This is a genomic window from Psychrobacter sp. JCM 18903, from assembly GCF_000586475.1.
Classification (GTDB): Bacteria; Pseudomonadota; Gammaproteobacteria; order Pseudomonadales; family Moraxellaceae; genus Psychrobacter.
In genome coordinates this window covers 1-12461 of record NZ_BAWJ01000005.1, presented here as the reverse complement: position 1 = coordinate 12461, position 12461 = coordinate 1, and the positions used below count along the sequence as shown (strand labels likewise).

General features: G+C 42.3%; 10 protein-coding genes. 5 read left to right on the top strand and 5 right to left on the bottom strand.

The genetic code is table 11. From position 1 onward, the window contains the following. The first annotated feature begins 115 nt into the window (after positions 1 to 115). The 3 genes from TT12_RS04610 (at position 116) to TT12_RS04600 (ending at position 2125) form a co-directional block, all read left to right on the top strand. The gene (locus TT12_RS04610) at positions 116 to 619 is read left to right on the top strand and encodes a pilin (protein WP_045452512.1); all 504 of its coding nucleotides are present in this window, start codon (positions 116 to 118) and stop codon (positions 617 to 619) included. A gap of 116 nt (positions 620 to 735) precedes the next feature. After that, on the top strand, positions 736 to 1491 hold the full coding sequence (gene tfpZ, locus TT12_RS04605; protein ID WP_045452509.1) for a TfpX/TfpZ family type IV pilin accessory protein: 756 nt from the start codon (positions 736 to 738) through the stop codon (positions 1489 to 1491). Positions 1492 to 1624: 133 nt separating this feature from the next. Then, the gene (locus TT12_RS04600; protein WP_045452506.1) at positions 1625 to 2125 is read left to right on the top strand and encodes a pilin; all 501 of its coding nucleotides are present in this window, start codon (positions 1625 to 1627) and stop codon (positions 2123 to 2125) included. Between the two features lie 159 nt (positions 2126 to 2284). On the opposite strand, the gene fdxA is transcribed toward TT12_RS04600, so the two are convergent. Continuing rightward, positions 2285 to 2608: a ferredoxin FdxA gene (fdxA, locus tag TT12_RS04595; RefSeq protein ID WP_045452504.1), complete on the bottom strand. Its 324-nt coding sequence runs from the start codon at positions 2606 to 2608 to the stop codon at positions 2285 to 2287. 107 nt (positions 2609 to 2715) lie between these two features. Continuing rightward, positions 2716 to 5760 carry a DNA mismatch repair protein MutS gene (gene mutS, locus TT12_RS04590; protein WP_045452502.1) on the bottom strand — a complete coding sequence of 1015 codons (3045 nt, stop codon included), beginning with the start codon at positions 5758 to 5760 and terminating at the stop codon, positions 2716 to 2718. 400 nt (positions 5761 to 6160) lie between these two features. Here mutS and secA point away from each other — a divergent pair, with 400 nt between their 5' ends. Together secA and TT12_RS04580 are read left to right on the top strand one after the other, a co-directional pair. Next, the gene (gene secA, locus TT12_RS04585) at positions 6161 to 8938 is read left to right on the top strand and encodes a preprotein translocase subunit SecA (RefSeq protein WP_045452501.1); all 2778 of its coding nucleotides are present in this window, start codon (positions 6161 to 6163) and stop codon (positions 8936 to 8938) included. A 287-nt stretch (positions 8939 to 9225) separates the two neighbouring features. Next, entirely contained in the window at positions 9226 to 9759 is a 534-nt protein-coding gene (locus TT12_RS04580) for a hypothetical protein (protein ID WP_045452499.1), read from the top strand. A gap of 70 nt (positions 9760 to 9829) precedes the next feature. On the opposite strand, the gene TT12_RS04575 is transcribed toward TT12_RS04580, so the two are convergent. The 3 genes from TT12_RS04575 to TT12_RS04565 all read right to left on the bottom strand — a co-directional run. Then, a complete protein-coding gene (locus TT12_RS04575; protein WP_045452497.1) occupies positions 9830 to 10432 on the bottom strand; it encodes a YsnF/AvaK domain-containing protein in 603 nt (200 codons plus the stop codon). Positions 10433 to 10761: 329 nt separating this feature from the next. Next, positions 10762 to 11610: a DUF2382 domain-containing protein gene (locus tag TT12_RS04570; RefSeq protein ID WP_045452496.1), complete on the bottom strand. Its 849-nt coding sequence runs from the start codon at positions 11608 to 11610 to the stop codon at positions 10762 to 10764. Positions 11611 to 12036: 426 nt separating this feature from the next. Next, a partial coding sequence (locus TT12_RS04565; RefSeq protein WP_045452494.1) for an IS5 family transposase occupies positions 12037 to 12461 on the bottom strand: 425 nt, incomplete at its 5' end.

Here is a 12461-nt window from a genome sequence, read left to right as displayed (position 1 = left end):
ATTAGGATATTGGCATAATAAATGCAATCTTTATAGTAAGAAAGAAATAGACAATATCCCTAAAGATAGAAACTGCTAATAATCAGCTATCTTTATATACCCCAAAGGAGTTCTTATGAACACTGTACAAAAAGGTTTTACCTTAATCGAGTTAATGATCGTTGTTGCTATTATCGGTATTCTAGCGGCGATCGCTATTCCTGCTTATCAAGACTACATCACCCGTTCACAAGTATCTGAAGCGGTCACCTTACTAGGAGGATTAAAAGCGCCATTAGCAGAATATGGCGCTGATAAAAATGCTTGGCCTACTCTGGTTGCTGCTGGTACCGCAACTCCGGCTGCTGGTGCAATCAATGCCACACTAACAGGTAAGTACGCCACAATCACTTCAGTCGGAACGGAAGCGGCTCCGATTGGCACATATCCTGCTGGGGTAATTACTGCGGTAATGACTACTGGTAAAGCAAGTACAGCAAATGCTAATCAGCTAGCCTTAACAACAGCAGATGGTGGCTCTACTTGGGCTTGTGGTGCAACTACCGTTGGTACTGCAGTTGGGGCTGCAGCTAATACTACTATTCCTGTGAAGTATCTTCCAAACTCATGCAAACCATAATATTTGTTTAGATGATAGAAGTATAAAAAAGGGCTCCTCGGAGCTCTTTTTTATCGCTAAAATAGTTGCTAAGTTTGAATCATTTATCATATAAAACAAAGGATCATCTGATCACCATGTCTTTTTATTCCGCTTCTCGATTGGCACTTTCCAGCTATCATCTACTTTTCTCATTAGTGCTTAGCATTATCATAGGCGCTGTTATCTGTTTGATTTGGTATCCGCCACCCTTACTTCAAGCGAGCGGCGTTTTGCCAATAATGCTGATGCTAATCGCCATTACTCTTATCGTGCCGCCATTGTTGACCTTTATTGTTTATAAAACTGATAAAAAAGAGTTGAGGCGAGATATAGCCATTATATGTGCTCTACAGATGATGACACTGTTATATGGATTGTTTGTTATTGAAGATGGCAGACCGGCCTACTTAGTATTTGCCATTGACGATTTTGAAGCAGTCACACCCAGTGAAGTCAGTTGGGCACAGCAGAATACCAAAATGGACGTGATTACCGCGCCGACTTTAGGTCTTTTTGAGCGTTCTAAGTTTGTTTATTCGCCATTTTCATCTGATAAGGAAGCAAGAGGCAGACAGCAGACAGAAGAGCTGACAGACGGTATTAGCATCACTTATAGAGTCGATAACTATCAGCCCATAGCTACTGCCGATCTTGCAATTAAAACTAAGGCACAGCCATTGACGCAGTTAAATAATTACAATGATAGTCAACGAGTTAATAACATTTTACATCACTATCCAACCGCTACTGGATGGTTGCCATTAAAAGCGTCAGTATTAGATATGGTTGTGCTAACGGACACTAATGGGGCAGTCATTGATTTGGTTAATCTTAGACCTTGGTCTGAGTAAGTTACATTGAAATCATAATTGTTGTTATCAACTTACGTAATAGCGTTGAGTTTAACTAGTAATAAAGATTTGATATAACATATTGGCATACTGTGTGCAGATGTTTATATAACTTATTATTATACGGATGACTATGATTATATTAACCGATTTACATCATAGCTCTGACAGTCAGTCTGGCTTTACGCTGATTGAGATGATGATTGTTGTTGTCATTATTGGAATACTCGCTGCTATTGCTATACCTGCCTACCAACTTTACATCACTCGCGCTCAAGTATCAGAAGCGGCCAGTTTACTAGGAGCATTAAAGCAACCGCTTGCTGAATACGGAGTCGAAAAAGACGCTTGGCCTACAGCTTTTGTAGGGCCGAATGATGTTCAAGGTATTGATGAAATTAGTGTTACTCTAGATGGTAAATATTCCACTGTCAGTAATACTATAGAAGGTACTTATCCTAATGGTACTATCAAATCTACTATAAATACTGGCTTAGCGAATGGCAAGGTACTTACAATGATAACGGCCAATGGTGGTTCGGTTTGGGCCTGTGGTAATACAACAGTAGGAACCGCTATTGGAGCGGCTACTACCATCGATACAAAGTATCTTCCAAACGCTTGTAAGCCTTAATAGCCATTTGAATTGATAATAAAAAAGAGCTCAGTGAGCTCTTTTTCATATATTCAATCTAGCAATAATATATTCCTACAATACAGTGCCACAAACCACCTGAAAGTATAATGAAGATATATAGGCCATATACTTAGTAGATTATATCTAGATTAGAAGCTACTTCTCTAAATACTGAATCTTGCCTTCCACCCCATCCCACTTTTCAGCCTCTGGCAACTGTCCTTTCATTTCAGTGATATTTGGCCATTTTTGCGCCAGCTCCTCGTTTAATTGAATAAACACTTCTTGCCCTTTTGGTACTTCATCTTCTGAGAAGATAGCATTGGCAGGGCATTCGGGCTCGCAAAGCGCGCAGTCGATGCATTCGTCAGGGTCGATAGCGAGGAAGTTCGGGCCTTCATAAAAGCAGTCCACAGGACAGACTTCCACACAGTCGGTGTATTTGCAAAGAATGCAGTTATCTGTAACGACAAAGGTCATAGTGGTCTACCTGTTATTGGTTTGGCAAAGTACAATTACGATTGTAAGTACATTAGCTGAAAAATAAGACATATTTTAGCGCTTTTACCGCTATTTGACAAATCCCTTTACTGACTAATGATTTCCTTGAGATGATACAGTAAATCGTGCGCTTGCTTGGGCGTCAGGTTATCAGGATTAATCGCTGCTAGCTCATCTTGCAAGCTAAATAATTGATTTTGTTGTGGAATGGTAGTGGTACTTTCACTTGAGTGAACACTGTCTTCCTTTGTTTTCTCTGATACACTATGATAAGCCTGCGCTCTTTCATCCTTTACTGACTTAGCTAATTCATTTTTATCATCAATGGCTTTTACACTTTCAGTTTTTAAATTATCTACTAAATACTGCTTCGCATCATTTAATACTTGAGTCGGAATTCCCGCCATTTTTGCGACATGCAGTCCAAAGCTAGAGCTTGCGGCGCCATCTTTAATTTGATGGAGTAGTAATAATTGACCATCAACTTCACTGGCAGCGACATGGACATTACGAATACTGGCGTGTTGGCTTTCAGCAGGGTTGACCAATTGCGTCAACTCAAAGTAATGGGTGGCAAATAATGTCAGGCAGCCAATCTCGACCAATCGATTGACGCAGGCATGAGCAATCGCTAAGCCATCCGTAGTAGCCGTACCGCGTCCGACTTCATCCATCAGTACCAGCGATTTATTGGTCGCCTGATTGAGAATATTCGCGGTCTCAATCATCTCAACCATAAAGGTGGACTTACCGCCGGCCAAATCATCAGCCGAGCCAATACGGGTAAAAATACGGTCGATGTCCCCAATCTGAGCACTTGCTGCTGGGACAAAGCTGCCGCAATGAGCAAGTAAAACAATCAGCGCGGTTTGACGCATATAGGTAGATTTGCCACCCATATTAGGACCGGTAATCATTAACAGTCTTTCAGGATTGGTATGACCGCCCAATGCACAATCATTGGCAACGAAATGGCTGCTATGTTTGGTTGTTTTGCTTTGAGTGGCAGTATTATTTGGATTTAATGCCGCTTCAACGACGACATGGCGACCTGCTTTGATATCAATACTAGTTTGGCTATCAATTTTTGCATAACTGTCATTTTTTGAGTCGTTACTCATGACTGGTCGTTGCCAATTATAAATTATGGCAAGCTGCGCCCAATTACTAAGCACATCTATTTGTGCGATAGCCGCGCTAAGCTGTTGCAGTTCGGCTAAATGGCTACTTAATATGGTCAATAGTTCGTGATATAGCTGTTTTTCACGAGTCAAGGCTAAGCTTTGTGCGCTTAGATATTCGGTCTCAACTGCTTTTAGCTCATCAGTGATAAAACGCTCGCTACTCTTTAGCGTTTGCCGCCGGATAAAATGCGCAGGGGCATTTTTCGCCTGCATTTTTGGCAGTTCAAAATAAAAGCCGCTGACTTTATTAAAGCCCACTTTTAAGCTAGGTAATTGATAATCCTGACGCGCGCGCTCTAGCATCTTATCTAATGTTACTTGGATATTGTCATGCAAATGTGTGAGGCGATCGAGTTCTTCGTCGTAACCACTAGCAAGCATGCCCCCATCACGGATATGCGCTGGTGGCTCTATGACAATAGCACGCTCAATCAGCTCGGCGACGGATTGCACCGCCGGTAGCTGGTCTGGCAATTGCTGCATCAGCATGGACAATAAGCCTGCCTGCTTATGACTGATACCTGCAGCGGTCAGTAAATCGCTCAGTTGCGAGCTACTAGCGATACCGTCGGCAAGTTTACGCAGGTCACGCGGTTTGGCGCTCATCAGTCCGATACGGCTACTGATACGTTCGATATCACCGATGGTATTTAAGGTTTCGCGTAGACGGCTGACCAATGAGCTATTTTCTAAATTTTGCTTAATATGGTTGTTTTCACCAGCTTGATTTGTTTTCTGCAAAAGATTAGTGATCGCATCTAAACGCAGATTAATACGCGCATGTTGACGCAGCGGACGCTTCATTTGCTGAACCAGTAAGCGTCGTCCCATTGGCGTTTGACAATGATTGAGCACCGATATCAGCGACGTACCATTACTGCTAACGGGTGTAAAAAGCTCAAGGTTTTGCTGACTATTGGCATCAATAATTAAATAGTCATCGCTATATTCAACAATTAGCTGGTTCAGTTGTGGTATATGGCGCTGCTGGGTCTGCCGTGCATAATGTATCAATGCTGCACAGCTAGATTGGCTAAGCATAGCATCGCTAATACCAAGCCCATCGAGGCGTTGCACATCAAACTGTTGACAAAGGGTTGCGCTGGCATGCTCACGATGAAAGTCATTGGCGGCAACTTCGATAATAGGGCAATCAAGATTTTGCCGTAGCCACAGCAGCCAATTTTCGCCATTAATATTACTACTGTCAAAACTGTTGCCCAGCGCTTCGCTAATAATACATTCACTTGGCGCAAAGCGTGCCAGCACTGTCAGCATTTGGGTTTGCAAACCTTCAATATCACCATGATGCGCACTGAGTGTTTGTGTGGTTAGCGTTCCAGCAGCTAAATCCATTTGGCTAATAGCAGCTTGCATAGGTTGTTTGCTGTTCGATTTAGGAGTTTCGATATCAATGGCAACGACAGTCGGGGTGTGGTTGGGTGCAATTAAGGCGTCATCAGTAATCGTACCAGCGGTCAGGGTTTTAACTACTTCACGGCGCATGATAGTGCCAGCAGCAGATTTACTTTTATCTTTTTTTTGCTTATCGCCCATTGTAGGTGTATTGGACGGGCTGCTAGTGCCACTGGCTGACTCGTCAATTTGCTCACAAACGACCACTGTCTGCCCAGCCGCAATGAGCCGCGCCATATAGCTATCAGCCGCATGAAACGGCACGCCTGCCATCGCAATGGTATTGCCTGCTTTATCCGTACCACGGCGAGTGAGCGTAATATCGAGTATCTGCGCCGCGCGCTTGGCATCATCAAAAAATAACTCATAAAAATCACCCATCCGGTACAGCAGCAGCGCTTGTGGATAGTTGGCTTTCATGGTTAGATATTGCACCATCATCGGCGTATGGTCTGCCAAGTGATAAACGGCATCACCTATGACTAACGGTTCAGCTAAATGAGGATTTTGAGCGGACGGCTTAACGGTCATGCAGGGTCTCTTATGATGCTTAAATGGGTTTACGTGGGGCGAAACGCTGGTTTTTATAAGAATAAATAACGGCTGAGGGTTAGTAAATTATCCTGTTAAAGGGAGTAGGTAAAAGCTTGAAAGATTAAGACTATAAGCGCTATTTTAACACGTCCTGCTCGGTTTTTACGTCGGCAAATATCTACTCATTGCCCTTGTATCCATCGGCGTCATAACCATATATAATGACGTCACACTTAATTGGGCGATACTTCATTAGGCGACACGTCATTAGTCAGTACTTCATTAAGTGGTACGTTAGTCGGGTGATGACTATGATAGCTATGATGACAAGGCGGCAGCATATAAAGCCTTGGCTAATGCGCACTAATTATCGAATATTTCCATAGGTCAAAAAATTATGTTATCAAAGATTATAGGCAGTGTCGTTGGCACGAAAAATGACCGCGAATTAAAGCGCATGCGTAAAGTGGTCAGCAAAATCAACGCACATGAGGCTACGATACAAGCCCTGTCTGATGAGCAATTACAACAAAAAACCGAAGAGTTTAAAGCAAGACACCAAAAAGGTGAAAGCTTAGATGCATTATTACCAGAAGCGTTTGCGGTCTGCCGTGAGGCATCGCTACGCGTCAACGGCATGCGTCACTATGATGTGCAGCTAATCGGTGGTATCACCCTGCACGAAGGCAAAATTGCTGAGATGAAAACCGGTGAAGGTAAAACCCTAATGGGAACCTTGGCCATGTATCTCAATGCTATCAGTGGCAAAGGCGTCCATCTAGTGACGGTCAACGATTATTTGGCGGCACGTGATGCTGAGTTAAACCGTCCGCTATTTGGCTTTTTGGGTATGACGGTTGGGGTGATTTACTCGCAGCAGCCGCCGCAAGAAAAAATTGACGCTTATCAAGCAGATATCACTTATGGTACCAACAACGAATACGGCTTTGATTATCTGCGCGATAATATGGTTTTTAGCCTAGCTGAGAAAAAACAGCGTCCGCTAAACTTCTGTATTATCGATGAAATTGACTCTATTTTAATCGATGAAGCGCGTACGCCATTGATTATCTCGGGTCAAGCCGAAGATTCATCACGTATGTATGCGCTGATTAACACCATTATTCCGGTACTTATTCGCTCAAAAGATGAAGAAGCCAATAAGAATAACGAAGAAGAAGATTTCTGGATTGATGAGAAAAACCGTCAAATCGAGATTAGCGAAAAAGGCTATGAAAAAATTGAGCGCTTCTTAATTGAAGTGGGCGAGCTTGGTGAAAATGAAAGCTTGTATAGCCCAAGCCGTTTGCCACTATTGGCGCACGTCCAAGCAGCGATTCGTGCCCATCATGTTTTCGTTAAAAACGTCCATTATATCGTCGATGATGGCGAAGTGGTTATCGTTGATGAAAACACTGGTCGTACGATGCCCGGTCGCCGTTGGTCAGAAGGTTTGCATCAAGCGGTAGAAGCCAAAGAAAACGTTGAAATTCAAGCAGAGAACCAAACGCTCGCAACCACGACATTCCAGAACTATTTCCGTCTCTATGACAAACTGTCAGGTATGACGGGTACAGCTGATACCGAAGCTGCAGAATTTAAATCCACTTATGATTTAGATGTCATCGTGATTCCAACCCATGAGCCGATTGCGCGTATCGATATGGATGATCAGATTTTCTTAACCAAGTTAGGGAAATATAAAGGTATCATCCGCGAGATTAAAGAGATTCAAGCCAAAGGCGCACCAGTATTGGTTGGTACGGCGACGATTGAAGCCAGTGAAGAGTTGTCCTACTTGCTCGATCAAGAAGGCGTCAAGCATAACGTCCTAAACGCCAAGCAACATGAGCGTGAAGCAGAAATCATCGCGCAGGCTGGTAGTCCAAAGGCTGTGACGATTGCGACCAACATGGCAGGTCGTGGTACCGACATTATCCTTGGTGGTAACTGGCAATCATTTATTGAAGATATTGATTCGGTTAGTCCAGAAGAGATGGCGCGCCTAAAAGCCCAATGGCAAGTTAAGCACGACCAAGTCGTTGCCGCTGGCGGTCTACATATTATCGGCTCTGAGCGTCATGAATCACGCCGTATTGATAACCAGCTGCGTGGTCGTGCCGGTCGTCAAGGTGACCCTGGGATGTCGCGCTTCTTCTTATCGCTTGAAGATGACTTGATGCGTATCTTTGCCGGTGACCGCGTCGTTAATATGATGCGCGCCATGGGTCTTAAAGAAGATGAAGCCATTGAACATAAAATGGTTTCTAAATCGATTGAGAACGCCCAAGGTAAAGTAGAAAGCCGCGATTTCGATGCCCGTAAAAACCTATTGAAATACGATGACGTCGCCAATGAGCAGCGTAAAGTCATCTATAGTCAGCGTGATGATTTACTGGCAGAGTTAGATTTGTTAGAGGCCATTGAAGTCATGCATCATGAAGTTTATAATGCCATGATTAACCAGTTTATCCCGCCGGGCTCTATCGATGACCAGTGGAATATCGATGGTTTAGAAGATGAGCTTGAGGACGAATTCAAGATTGCGATGCCGATCAATGATTGGCTCGATGAAGATCGTCGCTTAGATGAAGAAGGCTTACGTGCCAAAATCATCCAAACGGCTATCGATCGCTATCATAGCCGCCGTGAGCAGATGGGCGAAAAAGATGCTGCTCAGCTTGAGCGTCACTTTATGCTACAGAGCTTAGACAAGCATTGGAAAGAGCATTTGACCCAAATGGATCAGCTGCGTAAAGGTATTCATCTGCGTGGTTATGCACAGAAAAACCCTGAGCAAGAATATAAGCGTGAATCATTTGAGCTGTTCCAAATGATGCTTGGCGCAATTAAATCTGAGACCGTTCAAGATTTATCACGTGTCCATATTCCGACTAAAGAAGAGCTAGAAGCGCTGGAAATACAGCAGCGTGAGAATGCTGCTCATATGCAAATGCAGTTCGAGCATAGTGATATTGATAATATGGATAGCGGAGCTGAAAAAGCCGCCGCGCAAAATCGTAATCTTGCTGGTAGTGCGGTCGCAGGTGCTATTGTGGGTAGTGGTAATAATACCAATGAGGCAGACCCATACGCTGGTATGAATATCAGTCGTAACGCCCCATGCCCTTGTGGTTCAGGTCTTAAGTACAAGCAATGTCATGGTAAAATATAGCATTCATAAACGAATATTGATAATAAAAAGCTAAGCATTGCTGCTTATATATCTTTAATATTCGTTAGTCTCAAAAGCCCTTATCTACTTTAGATAAGGGCTTTTCTGTATTTGCTCATATTCTTTGTCTCTAAATCATCTTGAATCGACTATATTATTTGTAGATAGTAAAGTTGACTCTTCACAAACGTGTTGGCTATATTTTGTATTGATTACTTACAAATTCAACATAGGCGTGAATTTATGGACACGTTATAGTGTTTAACATATTCATTGGGGAAAGTGTTATGACTATAGAATTATTAAAAAAATTGCGTACTTCTGTGGCGCTGACTGGGCTACTTGCTGGTGTCCTGACGCTTGGTGCTTGTCAGCAACAGTCAGACACAGAAGCGGGTATAGATGATGGTGCTCATAGCGAAGAAACGGTGCCGATGTCCGCTGAACCTGCTGAGCCTAATGAGGTGGTTGTCGATACAGCGGATGCATCGCTCAGTGAAGTACAGGATGATACCGTAGCTTCGGTAAATAGTGGTGTCAGTCAAATAGCTTATCTGTGCTCACCTGAGCTGAAAGTTAATGCAACTTATAAAGAAGATACCAAACAAGTAGTCATCGCGACTGATACGGGTACGGTGACATTAAATAAAACCAATGATGCCAGTAATCCAGAAGTGTTCGAAGTAGCAACCGCTATTGATGGCAGTCAGGGCTTTACCCAGTGGCGTGTAGCACATGAAGCGCGTGAGACGGGTGTGATGCGTACAGCAGGTACAGATGCGGCTAATGTCAGCACTTATGAATGTAAAAAGACCTCATAATAAGTAAGCAATCATAAAAAAGCAACGATAACGTTGCTTTTTTATGTCTGGTTTTAAAGAGTCAGTAAAATTATTTATGAGGATTTGCGCTAGACTCATGTGCCAAAAATCCCTCTTCCTTCACATCTAATTCTTCATGCTTAAGCACTACTTGGATACTATCTGTATGGGTATGAGTGGTTTTATTGATATCGATTTCTTGGATAGCATAGGTGTCTTTAGTAATGGTAGCCACTTGACGTGATAGGACAATTTCAATCGGTTCATCACCAATTTCGATCTGTTTGCCATTCACGGTAACGACCGCCTTGCTATCTAACGATGGCTCGATATGGCGCAATATATCCTTTTCATCATAATTGCCTGATAATAAGTCCTGACTTTTCGCATCGTGGTGTTCAGTGCGAATAGTAATATATTCTTCTACCAACTCAATAGGCACGTCAATGGTCTTAGTGCGAGCGTGCTTGGTCACCGTTACTTTACCGACATCTAAACGCTCTTTATTGATGACAGGACGCTCTTCTAATAGCTCCAAGTGTCCAACATTATGATTGCTCTTACCTATGTCATTACTGCTTATATCATTACTGCTTATATCATTACTTTCTATGTCATTAGCTACTGTGCCATTATGAGTATCAATTGGGGCAGTTATAGCGTTTGGTGTCACTTGCTTGTTATGTAACTCTCTTGTAGAAAGCTATCGTTTTGGATGCTGTCGTCGTGATTGGTAGTCATCATAATGTCCTTATCTTTATGAAAAAATCGTTATACAATATTTTAGAGCCATTTTTGCAGATTTTGCAAGGTTAGCATTATCAGATGTCATTAAGTATTTTTAATTCCTAAGTATTTTTGAGTATAATAAGCAAAAAAAGACCAGAGGCATGCTCTGGTCTTAATTCACTAAGTAAAAATACTTAGCTGCTTATTACGGTCATATATTGCTCAGCGTTCTTACTTTTTAATGACAGCCAAACAGTATGACGGTTTAGCGTATTACATACCACGAGCGCGGCGTACGTCTTCTGCAGTAATACCATCACGGTCAATTATATTGCCTTCACGGTCTACTACGTTGCCATCGCGATCGATATCCAATTCTTCACGTTGGATAGTCTCAACGATAGTTTCAGTATGACGTTCAGTGGTTTTACCGACGTTCACTTCTTCAGATACGTAAGTGTCTTTACCAACGCGGGCACGTTCAGCCTCTAGTTCAACTTCAATGGTTTGATTGCCATCAATGTCACCGATACGGCGATCTGTTGGACGATCTACGTTAGTACGCTGAATATTAGCGTGCTCTTCTTCTAGCTCAACATCGACATTACGCTCTTCGGTCACTATATGTTTACCAACTTTAACCAAACCTGCCACGATACGATCTTTATTGACGGTCAAGCGCTCTTCTAGTAGCTCTAGTGTGTTTGGTGCGTCATAGGCATGATCTGCAATCTCCATACGCTCTGCAACTGGAACAGTATCAGCGACAAATGCTTGACGATCCTTTTGATACTGGTCTTTGTAGCTATACTGATAATCATGGTCATATACTTCCATGGCATCGACTTGAGACTTGGTCAAGCTGTCAAAAAAGACATCATCACCAACGATACGTGCCAAACCAGCGGGTACCAATACTTCTTTTGAGCTGAACCAACCACCAACATCAACGATCAAATAACGAATGCGACCAGTGGTGTCTTCTACTAATGCACCTTCAATTTTACCGATTTTCTCTTCATTGACGCCATAAGCAGTTTTACCTGTTGGGTCATAATAATCATCACCGATTAGATCTTTATGAGTAGCTTGGATATCTTTTAAACGAATTAGTTGGCTCATTGTTGTCTTCCTTTTTTATGAGTTAATCATTATTAATTATTTTAAAAACAATCGTTGTTTTGGAAAAGTTAAATTTCTAGTAAAAATATTTTTATAATAAAAGGTGTAGCAAGCCATGTGAGTAGCCTCTACATCGACTTGTAAGAATCTTAACATTATGATTTTCGATGAGATATATGAGCAAGGTAGCAAAGTGTGCGCTTGAAGTAATTGCGTGTAATAGGCTGTAAGTGGCATAACATAGCTGGGGTCAAAGATTAACGTGTCTTTACACAGAGCAATATTTCTAGCTTATTTAAGAGTCATAGACACAGAAAAACCGCAAAGCAAATAGCGATGCGGTTCCTGATATTTTGAAGATTTTATTATAAACGATAATGATAGAAGCTAATTTAACATATCAATCGATTAGGGCGTGTTGAACATTCATAATTTCAGCCAGATATAGGCACAAGCGAGAGCCACTGTGTTCTCATAACTTTGTTTGAGCTTATCAAATCTAGTTGCAACCGCCCTGTAGTTTTTTAACTTAGCAAAAGCATTTTCTACTAAGTGCCGAGCCTTGTACAAGTGCCAGTCCATATGGTTATTGGTGAACTTAGTATTCTGTTTTCTAGCAATATTATTGAAGCAACCCGCTTGTTCAATATGGTCTCGCAGCGGATCAGAATCATAGCCCTTATCGGCACATAGCATGTCTGTACCACTTAAATTAATCTTATCCACTAAATCTGGTGCTACCTTTACATCGTGAGTCGTGCCATCTGATAAGATAAAAGTAATAGGGTTACCGTGAGCATCAACCGCTAAATGAATCTTGGTGGCGCGTCCTGCCACACTTTTACTAATAG

What these genes read in the sequence shown, in the direction of transcription:
- TT12_RS04610 (WP_045452512.1), top strand. Translation starts at nt 116, where the DNA reads ATGAACACTGTACAAAAAGGTTTTACCTTAATCGAGTTAATGATCGTT.
- tfpZ (WP_045452509.1), top strand. Translation starts at nt 736, where the DNA reads ATGTCTTTTTATTCCGCTTCTCGATTGGCACTTTCCAGCTATCATCTA.
- TT12_RS04600 (WP_045452506.1), top strand. Translation starts at nt 1,625, where the DNA reads ATGATTATATTAACCGATTTACATCATAGCTCTGACAGTCAGTCTGGC.
- fdxA (WP_045452504.1), bottom strand. Translation starts at nt 2,608, where the DNA reads ATGACCTTTGTCGTTACAGATAACTGCATTCTTTGCAAATACACCGAC.
- mutS (WP_045452502.1), bottom strand. Translation starts at nt 5,760, where the DNA reads ATGACCGTTAAGCCGTCCGCTCAAAATCCTCATTTAGCTGAACCGTTA.
- secA (WP_045452501.1), top strand. Translation starts at nt 6,161, where the DNA reads ATGTTATCAAAGATTATAGGCAGTGTCGTTGGCACGAAAAATGACCGC.
- TT12_RS04580 (WP_045452499.1), top strand. Translation starts at nt 9,226, where the DNA reads ATGACTATAGAATTATTAAAAAAATTGCGTACTTCTGTGGCGCTGACT.
- TT12_RS04570 (WP_045452496.1), bottom strand. Translation starts at nt 11,610, where the DNA reads ATGAGCCAACTAATTCGTTTAAAAGATATCCAAGCTACTCATAAAGAT.